Below are 22,372 nucleotides of genomic sequence, written 5' to 3'. Positions count from 1 at the left end.
TTAAGGCTGATTTTTGATTGTATCCTGTGTTAAAATCTCTCTAGTAACGGGAAGGAATGATGCACATGTTTGTATTCAGTTATTTTAAAGAAGATGACGAGAAGCTGTATCTCGCCTGCAGCGAGGACGGCTACCAGTGGCAAGAGTGGAATGGGGGCAAAGCCATCTTTGGGTCTTCCGTCGGCACAACCCAAATGCGTGATCCATTTATTATCCGAGGAGGTGACGGTATTTATCACCTCGTCTGGACCGACGGCTGGCGGAGCCGTAGTATCGGTTACGCGCGATCCACAGATCTTTTGAATTGGAAGGGCGCGAAGCTGATCCCGGTGATGGAGCATCTCCCACAGACCCAAAACACATGGGCACCGGAGGTGTTCTACGATGAAGGGGCTGAGGCATACCGAGTAATCTGGTCTTCCACCGTCGGCGAAGGACCGCGCAATCATCGGATCTGGTCGGTCACAACAACTGATTTTGAAAAGTTCTCCGAGGCGTCACTGTTCTTTGATCCCGGCTACAATGTGATCGATGCCTGCGTTGCGGATCTTGGCGAGTCTTATCTTATGCTCTTCAAGGATGAGCGCGGGGTGAATGAGCCTGGCACTGATTTCAAGGCGATCCGATCCTGCCTGTTCGCCAAGGACGGCAGTGATCGTCCGGAGTTCCATGATACATCCGGACTGCTCACGGCACCGCTCACCGAAGGACCAACGCTCTATGCGATCGAACGGGACGGCGCAACGGAGTGGATGATGCTGGTTGACGGTTTCCAGGACCACTACTATGGGGCATACCGATCCTATGATCTGAAGACATGGCAGAACGTAAGCGAAGAAGTATCACTTCCCAAAGGAGTGCGTCACGGGGCAGTCTTCACCAGATAATCCAGCGGCTGGACTCCACGGCTCTTTCCTTTTTGAAGGAAAGAGCCGTGGAGTCGTTGCGCCTGTCGCACCCTTGCCGCTTGCGGAGAAGCTGCAGAAGTATCTACAACTGCAGGGCCTGATATCTCCAAATACTGTCATGTTGCTGAAGATTTGCGCTCAGGCGCCCCCTTTCACCTATTTAAGAGTGAAGAGGGGGTGTAACTGAACATTATTTATTTGTCTCCGAATGATTATTTTGTTTTTTTACCGAAATATTCGTTAACCAGGTTTTTTTTAATCAGCTCCGCATGTGCCTCATATTTCTCTTTAGTCAGCGCCATCTCAATTTCATCAAGAAGGGCTGAATTCTTCTCAGGTTCAGCAAAATCCTCACGGAGGTCCTTCCACGATTTATCAGTAGATTTAATAAATGATGGTTTTGAATAACTTAATCTGGGATCACCTTCAAATAAATTCTCATTTAAAATGACATTATGATATTCTAGAATCGTTGTATCTACATTAGTCGCATTGAAGCCCTGACTGTTTTGCTTAAAGTGTCCTATTTCATGAAGTAAATCTCTTGGTCCCTTTCCTTCAATTATAGTAACCAAATTATACCTATGATTATAAGCAGCCCCTCCATAAAGGTCCATATGATCTGACATAGGCGAATTCAGCCATTCCTCATCCTTATCCTTGCCCGTGCTGAACTTTTCATAATTATCAGGAAACAGTACTTTTCCTATTGGAAACTCATTGAGATCATCTATATTAAACTTATGTATATCGTTTAAAGTTTTGATCTCTTCCGTTGGTTTAGATTTTTTGGGAAGTTCTAATATTCTTACCTTAACGTCTTTTGGAATCTCTAAGATCTCCTTTTGTTTTTCGACTAAATCGGGGTCAATAGCACGTTGAATCACTTTTCCAGTTGATTGAGGCTTTACCGACCGCATGAGTTGAGTAAGAGCCTTATTGCCTATCGTACGCTGCAGTTGCATTACCATGTCATTGGTTGATGGTATCGAATGAGGGTGCCCTTGTTGTTTTCTTGGGCCTCCGTGAGTACCTAATCCAGCATCCTTTATTACATGACGTAATTTGATAACATTCACCTTGCTTTCAGAAAATTGACTTTTAGTTCTCGGGTAGTATCGAGGAGATAATTACAAATTTCGACATAAATTTGGTGTATACTTCCTTTGTTGTTTAGATTTCCTTTAATTTAATAGACTCAGGTATCGTATTAATCTCTGTAAATGTTGAATCCAATCGTGAACCAGAATGCGTTCTTCCGGTATATCGCCGTCATTGCGGTTGTAGTAGAATTCGATGTTTTCAAAAAGTTCACACGTAGGCTTCTTGCTGAGTCTTGAATTACTCTAAATGAATGAGTTCTACGGGTCAGCACTATGCAATTGTTTCAGGAATATCATTTTTTCCTTCTAGAAGACGCGCTGGCTACGATCACACTCCCGGTCGCATCGATATAAACGCAAATTTTGTCTGTATACTGCCATTCTGGGGGCTTGCTATAATTGGGAAGGAAGAGGACGTCAACAGAAATGTTCTAATGAACTGGTGGGAGAGCGACAACATTCGTCTCATTCAAAATAACTTTAGAGAGATAGTCGGCGCGAGCTACGTTGACCATGCAATCGAGGTGCTACGGGATACAATACGGCGGTGTCAAATAGAGGCGCAGATTCGTTTGCATAAAAGCATCACCATCAGCTCTGGGTTCGATTTCCGGACCATCGGGGCATCAAAGAGAGACATTGAATAGCAGATCAGGCAAAGGGTGATTACTGTGAATCAGAACGATTGGTTTAAACGTGCTATGGAACGCAAGCAAAGCGGATATATCCACCAGTATTATGAGCTGGAGAAGTTAATTAAATTATCCCTGGAGAAGAGGGATATCAATTTAATGCGGGTTGTAATGAACAAGTATAAAATATCTCCTCTACCGGACCGTATGTCTAAGCAGGAGGCTATATTCAATGACCGCGCCAATGCAATTCGCATAATTGATACCGCCATACGAATTTCCATTAATTGTAATGTAAATAGTGAACAAGCCTTCTCGTTAGGTGAAGTAATAATAGCGGATATTAGCAGAGTGACCGACCGCATCAAACTAATCGATTATCTCGACAATGCAATACAATTGTTTATCCGGATCATCAAAGAGGCGGAGAACCATGCTTATTCTCTTCACGTGGAGAGATGTATCCGCTACATCCAACAGCATATTTTTGATGAACTGAAAGTAAAAAATATTGCCGTCCAACAGCAAATAAGTCCCGATTACTTGTCGAATCTGTTTTATTCTGATACCGGCATTAACCTCTCGACGTTTATCCATAAGCAAAAGATTAAAGAAGCTCAGCTCCTGTTTTCTTATTGCCCTTCTTATTCAATCAACGATGTAGCGACCATGTTATCTTTTAAGCATGTCAGTCATTTCTCGACATTATTCAAGAAGTATACCGGACGCACACCCAGAGAATATAAAATCCAAATAAGTTCGGCTTCTTTCGAAAACAGAGGTGCCGTTAGATAAGGGCAAACGTGTCCTGGGAGTAGGACACTTAGAACGTATCCGCTTCCTGATCCTTTTTATTGAAAAATAACATATGAATCCATAAAGTAAGTACGGTTTTATATAAATGTTTTCAAATTGATGATGCTAGAATAAATATACAATCGATTGATTGATAACGTTTAAGAATTGTTTAAAATCAATTTCAGAGAGGTGATTGAGATGATCTCACAAAGGTTATGGTGGCAAATGCCGCTTCGCATCATACAGTTTAACCTGCAATTGAAGGACGCCCCCTTGATGGACGCGGAAAAAATCGCGTGCGAATCGGAAGAGATGGGCGCCAATGTAATTACGATTAACGCCGGCGGCATTGCGGCATGGTATCCAAGCAAAGTGAAGTTCCATCATGTCAATGAATATATGCCGGACGGAAGGGATATTTTGCGTGAAATTTTGGATGCATGCCATGCTCGGAATATCAAGGTGATTGCCAGATTTGATTTTGCAATGGCCGAGGATTATATCTATCATCAGAACCCTCAATGGTTTGCACGCAAACCGGACGGATCCCTCATTTCACGGGGCAATGACCGTCCCGGTCTGTGGCGGAGGCTATACCTTACCTGCATAAATAACGGTTTTCAAAATGAGGAAGTAGGCCTCGCTGTTATTAACGAAATATTGGACAACTACAACGACGTTGACGGAATTTTTTGGAATGGCGGCTACTCTACGCCGTGTTGGTGTGGAGTGTGCCAAGAAAAATACCTAAAGAAATATGGAAAACAAATTCCGGAACAAGCTTCTGATTTTGAGTCTGATTGGTTAGCCTCCTGCAACACTGAGTGTACGCAGAAATATTGGGATCTGATGCGCACAAAAGCTCCAGACAAGCTTTTTACACGCTATTATTTTCCTTTTAAGCTTGATTTAGGATCCAACATGACCTTGCCAGCAGATAATATCAATGAGCGAAGTAAAACGGGGAACATGCTTTGTACCGAAGCGCAGGACGTGCTTTCTCTGGGACAAAAGAACCTCCCTGAATGGAGTGAGCCAGCTATTCGCATGAAGATGGGACGGACTATAGAGGAGCTGCCTTCTCCTATCGGTATTATCCATACCTGCCCGGGGATGGATTGGCGGCATGTAGGGTTACCGGTGCCAGAATTCCTCTATTGGTCCGCGCAGGTTAAGGCAAACGGCGGGGCGCACTGGTCCACTCTTACGGGATTTTGCGATACAATTGAAGACAAACGAATCCTCGATGGCGTTACCCGGCTCAACCGGATGATCAAAAAGGTAGAAGATGATATGGATGAGGCAAAGTGCGTATCACAAGTGCTGCTGCTCTGTGACGACGGGACATACGTCCAGGGCTGGGCTGACGGACTTCTCAGCAACCATATTGAATTCGATATGATGACACATTATCAGTTTGACCTTGAGAAAATGAAACGATATCCTGTTGTAGTCATTCCTAAAGGTTTCGCTTTTCCTGAAGAGGCAGGCAGACTGTTTGAGGAATATGTGGCCGGAGGCGGTCATTTGGTTGTCGAAGGCACTTCCGGGACTGAACTCAGTCCCATCCTCCACCTGCTCGGAGTCGAAGGGCAAGTAGTCTGCAGCGAGCAAATGGTGGCAACTTATCAGCGTATTGAGCCCGCGGGCAACGTTCTGCGTACCAAACTCGGGGAAACTAACCTCGTTCCGCTTCGTGGTAGAATAGGGTTATGTGTTCCGAAATCGGATGTTGAGATCTATGCAACCTGGGTTCCCCCTTTTGCCCCTGCGGATTCTGTTGGTGCGCCGCCGGAGCGAGCCAGTCTGCCGGCTGCCCAGACGCAGGTTCCCTTATGTTTGATAAGTAAATTCAAAAATGGGAAGGTCATGTACCTACCCTATGAGCCTGGGCGATTGTTTAAAGAATATGGGATCGACGACTTCTGTTTATTAATCGGAGCCTATATTGACATCATGCTGGGGGAAAAGAAACAATTGGAAGTTGATGCCCCCCATGGTGTTCAGATTAGCGCCTTTAAGAAAGACAACCTCTATTTGCTGCATTTCGTCAATGGAGTTGGACAGCGGCCGCTTAAGGAGAACATCCCTTGCCATAACATCAAATTTTCGTTGAAGTTGGAGTCCAATCAGCAGGTAAAAGATGTTTCAGCCCGCATATCGGGTCAAGTTGTTTCCTACGAAGTCAGCAACGGCATTTTAAAGGTAAAGCTTGCAGAGTTAGGTGTATGGGATATGGTTCGCGTTGAGTTGATACCTTAGGACAAGGAAGGACAGAAAGCCGTTCTTTAGTTATAAGGCCTTCTTACTAAACCCATCCTTACAGAAATATGGATGATCGAGCAATGGGCCAGATACTTTTTGGAAGGTATTCTTAGTAGAACTGTTACAGTCTGTCAAAAATGATAAACATGCTATCCATTTCTGCACTCACGAACTGCAAATTGCAAGCCACAGGCTAAAAATTTTTGGCATTATGTTTTGCAGATTAACTCATATTCGCTTTCACAACAGTCATCGGTTACGGCTCCACGCCTCCAACTCTCCAAGCGGCAACCATACGACTAGCTAACCCAGATCGAAGAGGTTCTTATGGACTGCTGTCGACATAGGTGTCGGCATGCCAGACTAAGTCTTTCTGCATACGAACTTGGAGGGAAAGCTGTGTTTGATAAACTTGAATGGTTCTTTTTTGGGTCGGCAATCGGCAAATTAATATCGGTATTATTGTTTTCTTTGACTGGAGCTTGGTTTTTATTAACTGTAGTTTGGATGGTATTTGGTGTTGTTGAAGGTTTCGATTTCTTATTTTCTTTTCCGTGTATTTCCGCTTGTATAGCATTACTCGTTTTAACTGAGGCGGTGACGATCCTTCTTTTAATCAAAATTGCTCGGGAGTATCTGTAAGTACTTTTACGTCGTTAATGTAGGTGGATTTTATCAAATCGGCCGTGCCGATGAATTTGACGTGGCAGGGTTTAAGCCTTGTAGATGGAAATTGCACTGCGCTTAGATTGCATCGAAAGTTTACTTACTTTAAACATAGTAAACGGTCAGACAGATTCGTTATTTGAACCTGAAAAACAGGTAACAAGGGCAGAGATTACGCCGATGGTTTTTTGTGCGCTTAATTTACAGGAAGAGCCTGCAGAACAAATTTTCTATGATTTTACTCAGGACAATTGGTTTAGCTCGGTTGTAAACATTGCTGCTAAGTATGAGGTAGTGGAAGGAGTCGCGGTTACTTAAAGGGGAGTATTTCTTTGTCAAAGAAGAATAAGTATAACGCAATGATTACTTTTGTATCGCTTCACTTGCTTGTATTTGCTAATAAAATCAGGCGCTCAAGGGAGACTGCTGCAAAAGTCGAGAATTTCAAAAAAAGATTTTTTGGGGACTAATATGTCTCCATTAACGCGAAACGAGCCTTAGAAGCGATTCTAGAGGCTTGTTTTTTGCTGACTGTTTTGTTGTTCTGTAAAAATTGAACTTTTGCAGTGGTCTCTCAAGGAGTGGTCTTTTTTATAAAAAAAAGTTAGACTGAAGTAGAGATTAAGATCCAGCACTCAAATTCCGATATATAAAGACGAGCTTAAAATCACATCGAAGGCACCAAAAACCAAAAATCATGATTAGAATAGAGGACAAGGACAACATGAAAAAAACTATACGAATAATACTGATGGCTGCTGCTTTTAGTTTTGTCATCCAGAATCCTTCTACTACACACGCTGCTGAGAATAAAATTACAGTTGTTATCGATGGCAAGACTCAAAACTATGAACAAGCACCAACCCTTATTGAAAATCTGACTTTTGTTCCAATGCGAGCAATATTCGAAGTACTGGGTGCTACAGTTTCATGGGATGATAGCACAAGAACGGTCAATGCAAGGAAAAACGATATAGAGCTTCAACTGTCGATAGGATCCACTAAGGCAAAAGTGAACGGAAATCAGGTCACCTTAGAAGTAGCTCCGCAGTTAGTTAATGGATATACCATGATTCCTCTTCGATTCGTTGGAGAGGCTTTGAACGCGAAGGTGAATTGGGACAACACGACCCAAACTGTCATGATAAGCAGTAACGCAAAACCAAACGCTAACAATACCATCCAACCTAATGCCGACACCCCCATTGAAAAAGTGAGCGGTGACAATTCAGCTGGTAAAGAAGCCGCCGACAAAGTAAAAGATACAAGAGGCCAAGCTACAGAAAAAGGAGCTGCTGATACGGCGACTACTCCTGTTAAAAACAATACAGCGGGTAAACCTACAACCGGCAGCGCGACAAATGTTGAACAAGATAAAGTAAAAACAGCTGATCTTTCAATGATAGCTGAAATCTTAAAAAACATTATCATATATCCAAAAGATAATTATGATACAAATGAAGCTGCTCAAATGGTGGAACGTATTTCTCGTTTTGGAATAGATGTTCTGAAGGCTCTAAACAATAGCCAAGAAAAGATTAAACTTGTAAACGGCCCTATAACCAATGAGCCAGAACTTCAAAATTTGAAGGGGATTCAGCCAAGAGGGTGGGAGGGTACCGGCAAAACATGGGATGATATTCCTGGGTCTGGTGGATTCCCTGTGGTCGTTCGTATTGGATATAGTAGTCCTGGCATTCATCACGGTCATAATGCAATTAATCTAGAGCTCCATGAAACATCCCATGCAATCGATACTTATGTGTTTAAAAATGTTTCCAAATCGGATGATTTCAAGAAAATTTGGAAGAAGGAAGTGACAAAGGTTTTTGGACAGAATCCTTACTTTACAAATAACCCCGAAGAATACTTTGCTGAAGCTTTCGCCATGTATCATTTTAATGATCAATCGAAAAAGGAACTCAAAAATAAAGCCCCTCTAACGTTTAAATTTATTCAGGACCTAATCAGCAAGCTTGGCGGCAAAAACGATCTTTCGGATGGGTAAGCTGCGGGAACGCTCAAACAAGTACAGTTCATGGCTCAAGCTGTAAATGATGGCAAGTGTATTCCTTGGCAATTAATGTATGAAAATGGATAATTTTATAAACTTTGTGAACATAACGTTATGTAAAATCACAGTGTGATATTTAATGAAAGCATCTAAAGGAGGCCTGAATGAAGACAATTATCTATATGGTTAGGCATGGAGAATCACCATACAATGAAGGAAATGAGAGAACAAGAGGGCTTACCCCAAAAGGAAAGATCGATATTGAAGAAGTAACGAAGTTACTTATAGGTGAAGGAATAGACATGATTATATCAAGTCCTTATACTCGAGCAATTCTTAGTGTTGAGAGATTGGCCGAACACTTAAAGTTAGATATTAAAGTATTTGAAGATCTTAGAGAACGTCATTTTGCATCTTATATGATTGAAAATGCAGAGTTAATGTCTGGTATCAGAGAGAGTTTTAATGACCCTAATTATACCTTGTCGGATGGAGAGTCTAATGCTGATTGTCAGAAAAGAGCAATCTCAGTTCTAGAACCCATATTAAAAGAGCACAGAGGGAAGAAAATAGCAATCGGGACTCACGGTCTTGTAATGACTTTGATGATGAATCATTTTGATCCAGCTTTTGGCTTGGAGTTTTTGAATCAATTAAAGAAACCAGATATCTATAAAATGCAATTCGAGGACTTAGAATTAGAAGAAGTAACAAGAATGTGGAATGATTAGAACTGGATAGTTCAAATAAAATAACGAATAGTTGGTAATTCGCTTCGAAGAGGGGATTTATTGAATGAAAAGAGTAGATGTTGCCTACGTGCTTCTCTTTGATGAACAAGGGGAGAATGTATTGATGGTCAAAAACAAGAGTATGAAATCTTCTTACTATACACTTCCTGGTGGAACAGTAGAACGGGGAGAAACACTTGAAGAAGCTGCTATTCGTGAGGTAAAAGAAGAAACGGGCTTAGAGGTTGAATTAAATGGTATTTTCAGTGTAAGTGAAGCGTTTTTTGTAGATAGGGAACATCATACAATTTTCTTTACCTTTAGAGGGAATGTAATTGGTGGAGAAATAAATATCTCATTTCCAGAAGAAATTGAGGAAGTTACTTGGATGAAACCTCAAAGAGCAGAAGAATACATACATATACCAAGTGAGTTAAAGGGATTAATAATTGGTAAATCAATAGCACCATATGTACTCAGAGGAACTATTAATCACAATTCTTAATACAGTTTGTTGAAGTAACGAAGAACTATAGTCGAGGGGCTTGCTTTGGGCAGCTCTTTTTTTGTTTATTAAAGTAACGGGCTGGTTAGTTTAATGATCAAAAATAATAAGCAGGAGATAATATCGTAACTCCGATTAGAAAAGCGTATTTACGTAATTTTATTACTTAAAAACGATCTTATTACGGTAATTACGAATTGAATTTCGAACAATAAAAGTTAATAGGACATATCCGAAAACCAAATTTCACATTTTACTATACTGTGATTTATCTTTGCTATCATGAACTGTGACAAGATGTTAATCGTTTGGGAGGAATTAGTAATTCTTGATAGAATAAATATGAAGATGATAAGGTTATAAATTTGTACACACAAGGAGATAAAACTATGGCAAATAACAAATTACTAAGAATGGACAATGTTGGCATCGTTGTAGAATCCCTTGATGACGCAATCTCTTTCTTCGAGGAGATAGGCTTGAAGCTCGAAGGGCGAGCTACTGTCGAAGGTGAATGGGCTGGTCGCGTAACCGGACTGGGTTCACAGTGTGTAGAGATTGCTATGATGGTTACCCCAGATGGCCACGGCCGAATTGAACTTTCGCGATTTCTCACCCCACCTACTATATCAGATCACCGAACTGCTCCCGTAAATGCCCTCGGTTATCTACGCGTCATGTTCACTGTTGAAGACATTGACGAAATGGTATCCAGACTCACTAAGCATGGTGCTCAGCTTGTTGGCGAAGTGGTTCAGTACGAGGACTCATATCGGCTCTGCTACATTCGTGGAAATGAAGGACTTCTAATCGGTTTGGCGGAACAACTCCGTAATAAATAAGTGACTGCCGGGGCACGTCCGCACCGACTAACCGCATCGCGGCCGGCAGCAAGCTGCCTTAACTCGGTGGGACTTCCTGATGCATGAGCTTTAACGGAAATCAATGCAAAATAAAATAAAGGGACTCAACGGGTACGAGAGTGCAGGAATTGCTTGTAGATATGGTAATATATGAGTAAATGATAACAAGGTCACTGGCATTATTGATTTTGAGAGTGCCCGTGGTGGATCCTCTGAAATAGACTTTACAAAAATCAATCGATATATTTGGAGAGTAAACCCGAGAACAAAGCTACCGTACATTGATGGGTATCGATGTTCGATAAGATGTACTTAGAAGAGGGTGCCCCTTGTCATTTTCATGGCTTTTGGGACACCCTCTAAAACGATTTCACCAGCTGCTACAGGCTTGGGTTCATTAATTCTGACTGCACCTGAAGCTGCAGCTTCTCAACAATTGAAAAATTCGTCGCAGCCGTATAAAAGGATTTAATCTGTGAATCGATGGCCTCAGCTGCCGCCAAATGTGAGGTGGCTTCCTTCATCTTTGCCGAATATCGTTCTTTAATTGCAGCTATTTCAGCTGCATAGGTTTCATCCGTCCCTGGGGTCATGGTGCGTTCATACATATCCAAGATCTCATCCCCGTCCCGATCTGGAAAGTATTCATGAGGGGCGGTGCTGTCGAAAATAGCTGTGCTAAGTTTCGGGAAGATCAGCATATCCAGGCTGTTTGGATCAAAACCGCAATGATACACTTGAACCTCGATGCCTTTCTTCTCGGCCGCAGCAGCAAGCTTTTTCAGAAGCGTCGATTTACCGGACCCCGGTCTTCCTTTGATAAAAATCCGCCTGTTCAACGGAGCTGTCAAGCTTTGAATATAATCAAACGCACCCTTCGGAGTGGCTGCCCCGAAAAATAAGTGACGTCCAATGGTTGGTGTCCAGTTTTCATGACCATCGTACAATTCCTGAATCAGTTCCTGCGTGATTTGGTCTGCCTTACCGAAGTCCATGCTTTCGATATAAAATGTTTCCCATTCATCATGAATCCGTAAAGCGGCTGCAAAGGATTCATAGGCTTTGGAATAAGCATAGATAAGCTTTCCACTGAGCTCTTCGATCATTCCAAGAGTCACCGTGGACATACCTCTGTTATCAAGCGCCACTCCGAAATCAAACTCAATGGTTGCAGCTGCGCCGCCCTCTATGCTCCACTCACTAGCTTGCCCATCGACAATACCAACTTTTAATTCGGTTGCAATAATGCCGTCCAGCTCATCCGGTCGAAGCGGGGAATGGAAGCATTGCACGTGCTGCCCTCTGTCCATCAGACTGTCCGCCAATTTACGCAAGATTGTGGATTTACCTGTACCAGGGGGACCTATTAGGACGAGAATCTTATCAAGCTCTTGGAAAGCCGATTTATACAAAAAATAAACTCCGTGTGCTGTATTACCGCGGGCAAAATAGTGGGATGCATTTTCAATCAACCTGAACACTCCTTTGCGCGCCCATCCTTTGACCAGCAAAATTCACATTTGTCATGAATCGGTAGGGGCAGCGCATATGGGATAGATGCCTATGGTTCAACATATTCCGGTTGGTGCACAGAGGTGTTTAAAATGTTGACCGATAATGTATAACCGGCTGTCGCCGTTAATACGACGGGGCAGAGTAATGAAATGGGATCCATGGGAGGCATTGCGTCATCTGGATCGGCATTATACGAGTCAGCTGGCATTTCCGATTTGTCGTGCGGTTCTCCGGAGATGAATTCGTCGTACTGACATGTGATCGCTCTCAGGTGAGCAGCCTCATTACTTTTTCGAAGACGTGGATGCTGATTTTTGTTATAATCAATAAAATTCGTTTTTTATAAATTTAGATAAAAGAGAAGGGGACATGCTCAATGTCAAGAATCATTAAAAAAACCTTAACCATTGCCGGAAGCGACTCCAGTGGAGGCGCAGGCATTCAGGCGGACCTAAAAACCTTTGAAGAATATGGCACCTATGGATTCAGCGCATTGACAACAATAGTTACGATGGACCCCGACAACGGCTGGCATCACAATGTATATCCTATCGATGCCGCAATTGTTACAGAGCAATTGAAGACTGTCTTTGCAGGCGGCCCGATGGATGCTATGAAGACCGGCATGCTGGGCAGTGTAGAAATTGTACGTGTAACAGAGCAAGCCATTAAGGGGAATCTCCAGACTAACGTGGTTATTGATCCGGTTATGGTCTGTAAGGGAGAAGACGAGGTACTGAATCCCGAGAGCGCACAAGCGATTCGCGACCTGCTGTTGCCACTGGCTATAGTGGTCACACCTAATCTGTTCGAAGCTGGCGTACTGTCAGGACTTGGCAAGATTTCTTCAATTGAGGGCATGAAGGAAGCCGCCCGCCTGATTCACGGCCTCGGCGCACGTCATGTTGTCGTGAAGGGCGGCAAGGCGCTGAGCGGCGAACATGCGGTCGATATCTTCTTCGATGGCACTGAATATACGATCCTCCAGACGGCCAAGATTGAGCCGGCTCACAACCACGGAGCGGGCTGCACCTTTGCCGCAGCAATTACCGGCGGCCTAGCTTGCGGCCTGTCCGTGAAAGAAGCCGTGGCGAAGGCCAAGGATTTTGTCTCGGCAGCCATCCGTAACGGCTACACCTTTAATAAATATGTAGGACCTGTCTTCCACGGAGGCTATCGCCTGGAGAAGTAAGCCAAGGATGAAAACGCTCAGATAATGGCTCATAATTCATAGCCACCTGTCTGTATCTGACAGACCCTGCAAATGATTTATACAGATTAATTGGCTATAGAAGAGCCTCTCTGCCGGTTTCCGCAGATATACAGATGGCTGATAATATTTTAATCATAGCAACTCCATGCTCCGGCAGATTGTTAGGTTCTGCTCGCTGCTGGACGACTTCGATAAAATGTCTAAGATGCTCTCCGTGGCCTGGGGGGCATCTTTTTTCAGGACAGTGGTGACGTTCGTAAATTAGCCTGCTGCTTCGGAGTATAGCTGCAGCACACCATTCCGCAAATTACTGCCCGCTTTGGTGCCGCGAAGCTCGACGAAGTTCGCATCCTCATTCTTTTCAGCGAAACGGCTGTGGACAGAGTTGGATATAGGTAGCGTCAGTAACAGCTACCGGCTTGGGATTGCCCATCACCCATACAGCCAATCGATGAAATGGAAACTTAAGTCAATTAACGAGCGGCCACCAGAAATCTCCTTCGTTGTTGAATTAATTGAGATCGCTGACGTGACCATTGAAACCTTCATGCCGAGATGAATCGGTTTGAAGGTTTTTCATTTTATGTCCGGTATGGGCGTCATCTTTAGGATGGGATCTCAAGCAGGGGCTGGTGAACGCTTACCGTTAGCCAAGAGCAAGGGTGTCGTTACGGGATGACCGAGGGCCTTGATAGAAATCTTTCCTGCGGCAGCCTCGTGGTATGTGATTTTAACCTCTCGTACTCCGTTGTATTGTCTTCAGTACCATTTTCAATAATTTTAGTATATACCCATCTAATTGTTCATCAACTTCGTTAAAAACTGATATTATCATGAGAACATTAATTATACCGTTATTATATTTCCGGACAAGCGCACAGTTTTCTTTCAGAAAGACGGCGTAGTCGTTTATCCTTGTGGAATTATTTGAGATAGAAACGCTGTATAGCTGGGCAAAAAAAATAATGATTTAGTGTCCTTTACACGTGGACATATAAATAAAACGGTGTTATAGTAAATAATTATAAACTCTTATTTAAAGCCGATTTACAGGTTATTTATTGTATCCATACAGTGGACATTTGTTTTTGAAGAAACGACCAAATAGGATGCAAGGAACTAGCAGAATGCGAAAATTGAACATCCATAAGGGAGGAAAGTACAGTGACAAGTAAATTACTAGGGCATTTCTTGCAAGAAAATTTATCCGTGTTAAAAAGCAAGGGATTGTACAACGACATTCACCCGCTACAAAGCGCAAACGGTCCGATCATTACGATTAACGGTAAGGAGCTCATTAACTTATCATCCAATAATTATTTGGGGTTGGCTACGGATGCGCGATTGATTGCAGCAGTGGTGGAAGCCACGCATAAATTTGGAGTAGGCGCAGGCGCGGTTAGAACCATTAACGGAACGCTCGACTTGCACGTCAAGCTGGAACAAAAGCTTGCTGAGTTTAAGCACACGGAAGCTGCAATCGCTTACCAATCCGGCTTTAATTGCAATATGGCTGCGATTTCTGGCGTTATGGATAAAGATGATGCCATTCTTTCAGATCAATTGAACCATGCTTCCATCATTGATGGATGTCGACTCTCAAGAGCCAAAATTATTGCGTATAATCATTCCGACATCGACGATTTACGGGCGAAAGCCAAACAAGCCAAAGAATCTAGGTTATATAAGAAAATCATGGTGATTACAGATGGCGTCTTCTCGATGGATGGCGATATTGCAAAGCTCCCCGAAATTGCAGAAGTGGCAGAGGAATTTGAGCTCATCACTTATGTTGACGATGCGCATGGTTCCGGTGTTTTAGGAAAAGGTGCAGGAACTGTCAAACATTTTGGACTGTCGGACAAGATTGATTTTCAAATCGGGACCCTCTCCAAAGCGATCGGGGTAGTCGGCGGCTATGTGGCAGGAAGACAGGATCTAATCGATTGGCTAAAGGTAAGAAGCAGACCTTTTCTGTTCTCGACAGCGTTGCCTCCTGGAGATGTGGCTGCTTCCATCAGAGCCATTGAAATTCTGATGAGCAGTACGGAATTGCACGACAAGCTATGGGATAATGCAAACTATTTCAAGAAAGGCCTGAGGAAGCTGAGTTTCGACATTGGCCATAGTGATACGCCGATCACTCCGTGCATGATTGGTGAAGAGCAGAAGACCCAGGAATTCAGTAAAAGGCTTTTTGAAGAAGGCGTATATGCCAAAGCAATCGTATTGCCGACCGTACCTAAAAGCACAGGCCGGGTAAGAAATATGCCGATAGCGGCACATACAACGGAGATGCTCGATCGTGCAGTTGCCATTTATGAAAAAGTTGGGAAAGAGATGGGGATCTTACAATGAAAAAAATATTAATCACCGGTGCTTTAGGTCAAATCGGTTCCGAGCTTACAACGAAACTGCGAGACATTTACGGTGCGGACAATGTCATCGCAACAGACATCAGGAAAAAGGAAGAAACACAGCTTGCCCAATCGGGTCCCTATGAAGTGCTTGATGTCACGGATGCCAAAAGCATGTTTGACATTGCCGCAACGTATCAGGTCGATACCATCATGCATCTGGCTGCTTTGTTGTCAGCCATTGCCGAAACGAAACCGCTTTTTGCCTGGAATTTGAACATGGGTGGATTGGTCAATGCGCTGGAAGTTGCCAGAGAATTGCAATGCCAATTCTTTACACCGAGCTCCATCGGGGCATTCGGTCCAACAACACCTAAAAACAATACACCGCAGGACACCGTCCAGCGGCCTACGACGATGTACGGCGTGAATAAAGTTGCCGGTGAGCTGTTATGTGACTATTACTACCACAAATTTGGCGTTGATACCAGAGGGCTGCGTTTTCCCGGATTAATTTCCTATGTCACACCACCAGGCGGCGGCACAACTGACTATGCAGTGGAAATTTACTATGAAGCGATGAAGAACGTCAAATATACTTCGAATATTGGTAAAGGGACCTATATGGACATGATGTATATGCCAGACGCGCTGAATGCGATCATTGCCTTGATGGAAGCGGATAGCTCTACACTCATCCATAGAAATGCATTTAACATTACGGCCATGAGCGTTGAACCGGAGGATTTTGCAGCCGAAATTAAAAAGCATATCCCTGAATTCCAACTGGAATACGCCATCGATGCTGCCCGTCAGAGCATAGCAGACAGCTGGCCCAACTCCATCGATGCTACGGCAGCCGAGCAGGAATGGGGTTTTAAAGCGGAATACGATTTGACCAAAATGACGGAAGACATGCTTGCACAGTTGCGCCCTAAATTTTTACTCAAAGCAAATTAAGAAAGAGGGGGATAAAGGATTCGTGATGGAAGCGATTGTAATTGGGCTGACAATAAGCGAATTCACACTGGTGAAATTTAATTTGAAAACGGAATGGATAAAATATTTCGTCAGGATGTGTTTATTTTGATACTTTATCATGGAACAACAGAATCTTTAGTAAAAAGAATATTAGAAGACGGTTGCATTAAGAATCATATTGAAAGAGTATTTACTGGAAATTTCACTACAACAAACGGCTACACATACTCCCCAGCGCGCCGATTCGTGCCGACACCAGTTGCTCCCAGAGCGTGTGCTGGACATCGTTCCGGAGACCGATCATAGAGCCGTCGGGGCGTGAACTGTTGCACTAGATGCACTCGCCGCTCCCGATCAATGCACCAACCGAAGCATCAGCCGTCCGGTGCGGCATACTTCCCCACGTCCGGCTCGAATGTCGCTCCGTTGGACGGGTCCAGCTCTACATGGCTGGTTCCGCCATCATCAATCAGCACGAGCATGCGCGAGCCGACGACGGGGACGCGGTCGGCGCTGGTGCGCATGTGCGCAGAGACGACACGAGGAGCACCATCGACGATGTAACCTACCTCGACCGTGAACACCGGGAAATTGAAGAGCCAACTGTTCGTGAAGTTCACGGCGGTCAGCGTCCCGGTGAATGACGAGCCCTCCACGCGAAGGCGCTCGATGTCCGCCTGACGCCGCCGGGCGTGAGCGATCGAGCCCAGCAACCGCAGGAGCGCGATGGCGGCCCAGAGGGCTAAGCCGGCTCCGACTACGGCACCGAACTCTAGCGGGATCGTCGGCGATGTCGCGATGGCTTCGAAGTCGAAGGATCGCGACGGATCACTCGTCAGCGTCCAGAGCAGGAGGACTCCCGCGCTTACGGCGAGTCCTCCTGTGACCGCGAGCCTCGCGAACAGGCCGGCAACCCTGGTCTGTCCGAACTGCTCGATCGCTTGCGAGTACACTCCGATGGTCGCACCGATCGCGACGAACAGCAGCACCACTGCGACGCCCACTGTAACCGGATGGCCGAGGAGCATGCTGATCGCCGGTGTCGGCGCCAGGCCGAGCAGGGCGCCGAAAGGCACGGAGCCTGTCAGCGCCCACAGTGCAGCGGCTGCGAGCAGCCACGGCAGCAGCGGAGCTGTGCGTCCGACGCGGCGTCCCGGCCGGAGCACAGTCATCCGTCCGCCCTTGTCCGTGGTGGAGAACAGCGGCAGTGTCTCGATGTGCTCCTGCTGACCCTCAGCAGCATCCCTCATCGGCATGGCCATCCCGAGGAAAATTCTCGTACTTCGAGCGGCGGAGGGAGAGTCCCCGCGGCTCGGCAGGGCCGATCAACGATAAAATGGAGGTGCTTCCCTTTTTGTTTTTCTTCCTCATTATTGAACGCTTTAATCTTATATATTTGATATGTTAGAGGTGAATTTTTGTAGGCGTTATCATATTCAAAATGCCGTACTAAATAGTTAAGCTTCTTATTATCTTTAATTGCTTGAATAATATATTTGGGTACATAATTTGAAGATCTAAATATCATGTATCTCTTTTCCATTAATCTATCAGATAATATTCGTTTGCATTGACGCTGATTATATTTAGCCATACACACCTTCACCACCATAAATTTATAGCTATATTTTACCACATATTGAATCCTATTGAACAAGACTTTAATACTATATTGAACAAGACTTTATGGAAGGATTTAATTACATAATATTGAAGGGTAAAGGATCCCATGGCTATTTGAGTTCGCTAAGCAGCAACACTTTAAAGGTGAAGCCAAACGAAGTAAATGGGATGTTGATCATGAGACACCGGTATTTTCTCAGGATAGGAACTATATTAATCAATATGTATATTTAGATAAGGATGAATGAATATGGAATGTGTGATTTTTATAGGTATACAAGCTTCAGGGAAATCAACCTTTTACAAAGAAAAATTTTTCAATACACATACTATAAGTTTAAAGTAATAGATTATTATTTCGAACCTAATTTTACCGAATCCCTGAAAAGAAATGAATTGCGTCAAGGTAAAGAGAAGATTCCAGATGTGGGAATAAAGAGCACCATGAAAAAATTGGAAATGCCTACTCTTGAAGAGGGCTTTACTGTACAATGTAAAAATAATTGAATAAAAGGAATAAAACGAGTCTTTTATTTGAAATTGGAGGTGACTAAAAGCTTAAAAAATAGCTACATTAGAGGTAATAATGGAGGTATTATGAACAAATATTTACTAATAGATGATAAAAGTGATTTGCTTATTGGGAACTGTATGGATATAGTAGGTTTTTTAGGTAAACGGAGCAGTAAAGTATGCGATTTATATGGAATAGTTATACAGGGTTTAGAGTTATCGGAGACCTTTATTGATCACTGCTTGGCAACCAAATCTGAAATGACAGGAATTCATATTAATATGCTGAGTCAAGATGGGAAGATAATTGGCTCGTATAACTTTATTCTAGATAAACCATATTATTTTCTTAAGAATCCAATTACTCTTCAGGGGATATTAAATCTGCAATTGTCTGGTGAGTTCGCGTCAGAACTCTCTATTGAAGCCGAGGAAATTTGGAATCAATGGATGATCAAAAAACCAACAAAAATAAATACATGGTCAAGTCTATCACAGAGACAAAGGTTAGGTTGGTTAGAAGTTATTCGAATACACTCCGCTACATATTATAATAATTCAACTAATAAAAAAAATTATTACTTAGATATGACTCATGTAGTCGATTCTAAATCCTTCTATTATGCCTTAGGAGAAGCAATGAATGGACCAGGTGGATATTATGGTTCGTGTTTGGATAGTCTTGATGATTGTTTTTGTGGTGGTTTTGGCGCAAAGCCGCCATTTGCTCTCCATTTTTCTAATGGAAATTTTAATGAGTTAATACATCAATATAAAATAAAAGAATCTGAGAGAGTAAAATTACAAAAAATCGAAGATTTATTAATTTCAAATCAAGTTACATTGATTTGCTAATAACATCATTTTTCTAAAAGCCAATAAAATCGAAGTTTCATGAGAAAAGAATGCAAGGTTGCTTTATTATATAGGAAAAAAATTAAATATTCTGGAAAGTAGAGATGCATTTTAATGATTGAATTTCTAAAAAATAAGGGAGTAAAATTGTATAACGAAATTATTGAGATAGCAGAACAACCGAATCTGTTGTTCTCAAATGACAACGGTCAATGCAATGCGGAAGCTAACTATAATCTTTACACCAACTGTGGATTATGGACAGGAACTACCTGCCATTCCAATGTAAAGGATTTTTTTGTACTTGAAATTAATAAAGACAGAAGATTATGGACATTCAGAGAAAATTAATGCAACGCTAGTGAATCTTATTGACCTCAAAAAGAGATTCTCATCTCGATTTAGGGATGAGGATTTTGGTCAAAAAGGGGAAATGCGATTAAAAATTTCTATCTAGCAATATCCCCGTTTGTTCTGCCATGACACGATGGGGCACAGGCATTCCGTTCCTGAACCACCATTCCACGGCCCCAACGACAGCCCCCCCAAAAAATTGAAGAATCACATCTCCATCTAAGCCTTGATTTTTTCCTTCGGTTACATCGACTTCAACCTTATACTCTTGGACGACTAAATCAAGGAATCGGCTACGAAAATGAGCTGCACTTTTCGTGGTTAGCATGGTTGAAAAGAACAAATGATGGTCCGCAAAATAATCGAACCAGACGTAGTTTCCTTCTTGGAAGCTCATGTCAGATGCAGAATGGCAAAGTTCACGGAGATTGCTGATGTGTTCTTCGATAATCTTATCCAGCAAATCGTATTTATCCATATAATGTAGATATATCGTACCTCGATTCACATTCGCCCTGTCGGAAATATCCCGGATGGTAATGTCATCGAAGTTTTTTTCTGCCATCAGTTCAAGAATGGCTTTCTTTATGGCTTCTCGTGATTTGAGTACTCTTCGATCCATTTTAGTCATTTCTAAAAAGCCCCCTACGTAAGATAATCGGCAATTATTGATATTTTGTTGAGTAATCCACATATCGCGAGGAATTGACCATTGCAAGTATGTTGTTTCTGTCTATAATTATAAACGCGAGTTGATTAAACAATCAATGTTCATTTTTGTGTCGCTGTAGTTAGTTCGAGTTTGGTACACACTATATATGGTTTATAACCGCATATTTAATATCAAAGTTTTAGGAGGATACCATGGATGGGAGCATGGTCGAAAGAAGAACTGAACCGAATGGCTGAAGCCGATGACCTACACATCTCGCCGTTCCGTGAAGACGGAGTAACCTACGGCACCCCGACTTGGATTTGGTCTGTTGTGGTTAGTGGCTCACTTTATGTACGCGCCTACTACGGGCAGAACTCCCGTTGGTATCAGGCAGCCGTGCGGCAGAAGACGGGACTCATTACTGTCGCTGGCATGACAAAGGAGGTATCTTTCGAACCGATCGCTGGGCAAATGGTCGATCTCATCGACGATGCATACCGTGCGAAATACAAGGTAAGCCCCTATCTGAACTCGATGATCAGCGCGCGATCCCGTTCTGCGACCGTCAAGGTTGCGCCGCGCGAATCAATGCCTGATGTACAACAATAAAGTCACCCATTTGATCTTTATTTAAGCAAATAAGGGAGGAACGACGAAATGGACTATACGAAATTTGCGAATACCGGCTTGAATGTATCTCAGATTTATCCTGGTTGTATAGGTTTCGGCGATCCAGAGAAGGGGTGTCATCGGTGGGATTACAACACGCCCATCAAAGAGACGATGAAGGCAAAAATCGTTGGACTCGATTTGTATAGCCTTTACATCTACAGCTGCGGTATTATTTGTAGTTTTGTCACATGGACCATTATCCGCCATGTTTATTTTCATATCAGTCGCCATTTCCGTAATTCTTGCAACGGTTTCATTCAGCCGCAAAAAACAAGCAGGAGGCTTAGTTATGAATCGGAATGAAAAGAGCCAAGAAACGTACAAACAACTATTTGGCGATGGAGTGCCAGCGGTTTATGCAACCGATCCTGATTTTCAGAACATCCTGAGCCGTTTTATTTTTGGGGAAGTTTATTATCAAGGCAGCCTGGATAACAAACAGCGCGAGCTTATTACTCTAGTAGTGCTTGCAACCAATCAAACCTTGCCCCAGCTCAAGGCACATGCTCATGCCGCGCTGAACGTTGGACTCACACCATTGGAAATCAAAGAAGCCATTTACCATTGTGCGCCATACCTTGGTTTCCCCAAAACGCTAAACGCCATTAATGAGATCAATGAAGTCTTCAAAGCCAGGAATATTGCATTGCCGCTTGAAAGCCAGAAGCAGGTGGAAGAAGAAAATCGGTTTGAAAAGGGGCTAGGCGTGCAGATAGAGATTTTCGGGGATCTCATTGAAAAAATGCGGGAAATTGCCCCATCCAATCAAAAGCATATACAGGACTACCTTTCTGCCTTCTGCTTTGGCGATTTCTATACCCGCGGCGGTCTTGATTTAAAGACGCGAGAATTGCTGACTCTCTGCATTGTCAGTGCACTCGGTGGCGCAGAAGGTCAAGTGAAGGCACATGTACAGGGTAACAAAAATGTAGGAAATGACAAGGAAGCCATGATCTCCGCTATCACTCACTGCCTTCCCTATATGGGCTTTCCGAGAACACTAAACGCTTTAGCTTGTCTCAATGAAATGATTCCAGAGTAGTTGAAAAAAATTAGTTTATATAATCTTTTCTCTGTTCCTTGCTTTTTAGCTGACCTTAACTCTCATGGCTTGCGGCGGTAATACCAATGAATGGGAAAACCATGTAT

General features: G+C 43.2%; 22 protein-coding genes. 18 read left to right on the top strand and 4 right to left on the bottom strand.

Annotated elements, in window-relative coordinates:
• Positions 1 to 65: 65 nt before the first annotated feature.
• Complete coding sequence (locus LRL21_RS32700; RefSeq protein ID WP_240419994.1) at positions 66 to 887, top strand: glycoside hydrolase family 43 protein; 822 nt, start codon at positions 66 to 68, stop codon at positions 885 to 887.
• A gap of 233 nt (positions 888 to 1,120) precedes the next feature.
• On the opposite strand, the gene LRL21_RS32695 is transcribed toward LRL21_RS32700, so the two are convergent.
• On the bottom strand, positions 1,121 to 1,987 hold the full coding sequence (locus LRL21_RS32695; protein ID WP_240419992.1) for a hypothetical protein: 867 nt from the start codon (positions 1,985 to 1,987) through the stop codon (positions 1,121 to 1,123).
• Between the two features lie 725 nt (positions 1,988 to 2,712).
• On the opposite strand from LRL21_RS32695, the gene LRL21_RS32690 reads away from it, so the two are divergent.
• The 8 genes from LRL21_RS32690 (at position 2,713) to LRL21_RS32655 (ending at position 10,464) form a co-directional block, all read left to right on the top strand.
• On the top strand, positions 2,713 to 3,438 hold the full coding sequence (locus tag LRL21_RS32690; RefSeq protein ID WP_240419991.1) for a helix-turn-helix domain-containing protein: 726 nt from the start codon (positions 2,713 to 2,715) through the stop codon (positions 3,436 to 3,438).
• A gap of 201 nt (positions 3,439 to 3,639) precedes the next feature.
• Entirely contained in the window at positions 3,640 to 5,703 is a 2,064-nt protein-coding gene (locus LRL21_RS32685; protein WP_240419989.1) for an alpha-amylase family protein, read from the top strand.
• Between the two features lie 402 nt (positions 5,704 to 6,105).
• Positions 6,106 to 6,348, top strand: a complete 243-nt coding sequence (locus LRL21_RS32680) for a hypothetical protein (RefSeq protein WP_240419988.1) — start codon at positions 6,106 to 6,108, stop codon at positions 6,346 to 6,348.
• An 84-nt stretch (positions 6,349 to 6,432) separates the two neighbouring features.
• Entirely contained in the window at positions 6,433 to 6,690 is a 258-nt protein-coding gene (locus LRL21_RS32675) for an S-layer homology domain-containing protein (RefSeq protein ID WP_240419986.1), read from the top strand.
• A gap of 406 nt (positions 6,691 to 7,096) precedes the next feature.
• Positions 7,097 to 8,380, top strand: a complete 1,284-nt coding sequence (locus tag LRL21_RS32670) for an anthrax toxin lethal factor-related metalloendopeptidase (RefSeq protein ID WP_240419985.1) — start codon at positions 7,097 to 7,099, stop codon at positions 8,378 to 8,380.
• Positions 8,381 to 8,550: 170 nt separating this feature from the next.
• Positions 8,551 to 9,117, top strand: coding sequence for a histidine phosphatase family protein (locus tag LRL21_RS32665; protein WP_240419984.1), 567 nt, complete (start codon positions 8,551 to 8,553; stop codon positions 9,115 to 9,117).
• A gap of 64 nt (positions 9,118 to 9,181) precedes the next feature.
• Complete coding sequence (locus LRL21_RS32660) at positions 9,182 to 9,622, top strand: NUDIX hydrolase (RefSeq protein WP_240419983.1); 441 nt, start codon at positions 9,182 to 9,184, stop codon at positions 9,620 to 9,622.
• A gap of 389 nt (positions 9,623 to 10,011) precedes the next feature.
• Positions 10,012 to 10,464 (top strand): VOC family protein, encoded by a 453-nt coding sequence (locus LRL21_RS32655; protein WP_240419982.1) that lies wholly within the window; start codon positions 10,012 to 10,014, stop codon positions 10,462 to 10,464.
• 401 nt (positions 10,465 to 10,865) lie between these two features.
• Here LRL21_RS32655 and LRL21_RS32645 read toward each other — a convergent pair whose 3' ends face one another.
• Positions 10,866 to 11,966 (bottom strand): AAA family ATPase, encoded by a 1,101-nt coding sequence (locus LRL21_RS32645; protein ID WP_240420091.1) that lies wholly within the window; start codon positions 11,964 to 11,966, stop codon positions 10,866 to 10,868.
• Between the two features lie 410 nt (positions 11,967 to 12,376).
• On the opposite strand from LRL21_RS32645, the gene thiD reads away from it, so the two are divergent.
• The 3 genes from thiD to LRL21_RS32630 all read left to right on the top strand — a co-directional run bounded on the left by thiD (position 12,377) and on the right by LRL21_RS32630 (position 16,530).
• The gene (gene thiD / locus LRL21_RS32640; RefSeq protein WP_240419981.1) at positions 12,377 to 13,192 is read left to right on the top strand and encodes a bifunctional hydroxymethylpyrimidine kinase/phosphomethylpyrimidine kinase; all 816 of its coding nucleotides are present in this window, start codon (positions 12,377 to 12,379) and stop codon (positions 13,190 to 13,192) included.
• A 1,185-nt stretch (positions 13,193 to 14,377) separates the two neighbouring features.
• Positions 14,378 to 15,571, top strand: coding sequence for a glycine C-acetyltransferase (locus tag LRL21_RS32635; protein ID WP_240419980.1), 1,194 nt, complete (start codon positions 14,378 to 14,380; stop codon positions 15,569 to 15,571).
• Complete coding sequence (locus tag LRL21_RS32630) at positions 15,568 to 16,530, top strand: L-threonine 3-dehydrogenase (RefSeq protein ID WP_240419979.1); 963 nt, start codon at positions 15,568 to 15,570, stop codon at positions 16,528 to 16,530. The genes LRL21_RS32635 and LRL21_RS32630 overlap by 4 nt, the downstream gene beginning before the upstream one ends.
• Before the next feature lie 395 nt (positions 16,531 to 16,925).
• Here LRL21_RS32630 and LRL21_RS32625 read toward each other — a convergent pair whose 3' ends face one another.
• Positions 16,926 to 17,801: a hypothetical protein gene (locus LRL21_RS32625; protein WP_240419978.1), complete on the bottom strand. Its 876-nt coding sequence runs from the start codon at positions 17,799 to 17,801 to the stop codon at positions 16,926 to 16,928.
• Positions 17,802 to 18,414: 613 nt separating this feature from the next.
• Here LRL21_RS32625 and LRL21_RS32620 point away from each other — a divergent pair.
• The 3 genes from LRL21_RS32620 to LRL21_RS32610 all read left to right on the top strand — a co-directional run bounded on the left by LRL21_RS32620 (position 18,415) and on the right by LRL21_RS32610 (position 19,893).
• Positions 18,415 to 18,681, top strand: coding sequence for a hypothetical protein (locus LRL21_RS32620; RefSeq protein ID WP_420832518.1), 267 nt, complete (start codon positions 18,415 to 18,417; stop codon positions 18,679 to 18,681).
• Positions 18,682 to 18,771: 90 nt separating this feature from the next.
• On the top strand, positions 18,772 to 19,542 hold the full coding sequence (locus LRL21_RS32615) for a barstar family protein (protein ID WP_240419976.1): 771 nt from the start codon (positions 18,772 to 18,774) through the stop codon (positions 19,540 to 19,542).
• Between the two features lie 114 nt (positions 19,543 to 19,656).
• A complete protein-coding gene (locus tag LRL21_RS32610; RefSeq protein ID WP_240419974.1) occupies positions 19,657 to 19,893 on the top strand; it encodes a hypothetical protein in 237 nt (78 codons plus the stop codon).
• A gap of 88 nt (positions 19,894 to 19,981) precedes the next feature.
• On the opposite strand, the gene LRL21_RS32605 is transcribed toward LRL21_RS32610, so the two are convergent.
• A complete protein-coding gene (locus LRL21_RS32605; RefSeq protein WP_240419973.1) occupies positions 19,982 to 20,527 on the bottom strand; it encodes a TetR/AcrR family transcriptional regulator in 546 nt (181 codons plus the stop codon).
• 237 nt (positions 20,528 to 20,764) lie between these two features.
• On the opposite strand from LRL21_RS32605, the gene LRL21_RS32600 reads away from it, so the two are divergent.
• Genes LRL21_RS32600 through LRL21_RS32590 form a run of 3 tightly spaced genes read left to right on the top strand, consistent with a single transcriptional unit; the run spans position 20,765 to position 22,265 of the window.
• Positions 20,765 to 21,160 carry a DUF2255 family protein gene (locus tag LRL21_RS32600; protein WP_240419972.1) on the top strand — a complete coding sequence of 132 codons (396 nt, stop codon included), beginning with the start codon at positions 20,765 to 20,767 and terminating at the stop codon, positions 21,158 to 21,160.
• A gap of 48 nt (positions 21,161 to 21,208) precedes the next feature.
• Positions 21,209 to 21,526: a hypothetical protein gene (locus LRL21_RS32595; protein ID WP_240419971.1), complete on the top strand. Its 318-nt coding sequence runs from the start codon at positions 21,209 to 21,211 to the stop codon at positions 21,524 to 21,526.
• Positions 21,513 to 22,265, top strand: a complete 753-nt coding sequence (locus LRL21_RS32590; protein WP_240419970.1) for a carboxymuconolactone decarboxylase family protein — start codon at positions 21,513 to 21,515, stop codon at positions 22,263 to 22,265. Before LRL21_RS32595 ends, LRL21_RS32590 begins: the two co-directional genes overlap by 14 nt.
• The last annotated feature ends 107 nt before the right edge of the window (positions 22,266 to 22,372 follow it).

This window comes from Paenibacillus periandrae (assembly GCF_022458865.1).
Lineage (GTDB): Bacteria > Bacillota > Bacilli > Paenibacillales > NBRC-103111 > Paenibacillus_S > Paenibacillus_S periandrae.
Note: the sequence above shows the minus strand (reverse complement) of the source record. Positions and strands in the feature narration are given on the sequence as shown.

What these genes read in the sequence shown, in the direction of transcription:
- LRL21_RS32675 (WP_240419986.1), top strand. Translation starts at nt 6,433, where the DNA reads ATGGAAATTGCACTGCGCTTAGATTGCATCGAAAGTTTACTTACTTTA.
- LRL21_RS32655 (WP_240419982.1), top strand. Translation starts at nt 10,012, where the DNA reads ATGGCAAATAACAAATTACTAAGAATGGACAATGTTGGCATCGTTGTA.
- LRL21_RS32600 (WP_240419972.1), top strand. Translation starts at nt 20,765, where the DNA reads ATGGGAGCATGGTCGAAAGAAGAACTGAACCGAATGGCTGAAGCCGAT.
- LRL21_RS32700 (WP_240419994.1), top strand. Translation starts at nt 66, where the DNA reads ATGTTTGTATTCAGTTATTTTAAAGAAGATGACGAGAAGCTGTATCTC.
- LRL21_RS32620 (WP_420832518.1), top strand. Translation starts at nt 18,415, where the DNA reads ATGAATGAATATGGAATGTGTGATTTTTATAGGTATACAAGCTTCAGG.
- LRL21_RS32685 (WP_240419989.1), top strand. Translation starts at nt 3,640, where the DNA reads ATGATCTCACAAAGGTTATGGTGGCAAATGCCGCTTCGCATCATACAG.
- LRL21_RS32595 (WP_240419971.1), top strand. Translation starts at nt 21,209, where the DNA reads ATGGACTATACGAAATTTGCGAATACCGGCTTGAATGTATCTCAGATT.
- LRL21_RS32625 (WP_240419978.1), bottom strand. Translation starts at nt 17,801, where the DNA reads ATGAGGGATGCTGCTGAGGGTCAGCAGGAGCACATCGAGACACTGCCG.
- LRL21_RS32610 (WP_240419974.1), top strand. Translation starts at nt 19,657, where the DNA reads ATGATTGAATTTCTAAAAAATAAGGGAGTAAAATTGTATAACGAAATT.
- LRL21_RS32690 (WP_240419991.1), top strand. Translation starts at nt 2,713, where the DNA reads ATGGAACGCAAGCAAAGCGGATATATCCACCAGTATTATGAGCTGGAG.
- LRL21_RS32630 (WP_240419979.1), top strand. Translation starts at nt 15,568, where the DNA reads ATGAAAAAAATATTAATCACCGGTGCTTTAGGTCAAATCGGTTCCGAG.
- LRL21_RS32605 (WP_240419973.1), bottom strand. Translation starts at nt 20,527, where the DNA reads ATGACTAAAATGGATCGAAGAGTACTCAAATCACGAGAAGCCATAAAG.
- LRL21_RS32615 (WP_240419976.1), top strand. Translation starts at nt 18,772, where the DNA reads ATGAACAAATATTTACTAATAGATGATAAAAGTGATTTGCTTATTGGG.
- LRL21_RS32670 (WP_240419985.1), top strand. Translation starts at nt 7,097, where the DNA reads ATGAAAAAAACTATACGAATAATACTGATGGCTGCTGCTTTTAGTTTT.
- LRL21_RS32660 (WP_240419983.1), top strand. Translation starts at nt 9,182, where the DNA reads ATGAAAAGAGTAGATGTTGCCTACGTGCTTCTCTTTGATGAACAAGGG.
- thiD (WP_240419981.1), top strand. Translation starts at nt 12,377, where the DNA reads ATGTCAAGAATCATTAAAAAAACCTTAACCATTGCCGGAAGCGACTCC.
- LRL21_RS32590 (WP_240419970.1), top strand. Translation starts at nt 21,513, where the DNA reads ATGAATCGGAATGAAAAGAGCCAAGAAACGTACAAACAACTATTTGGC.
- LRL21_RS32665 (WP_240419984.1), top strand. Translation starts at nt 8,551, where the DNA reads ATGAAGACAATTATCTATATGGTTAGGCATGGAGAATCACCATACAAT.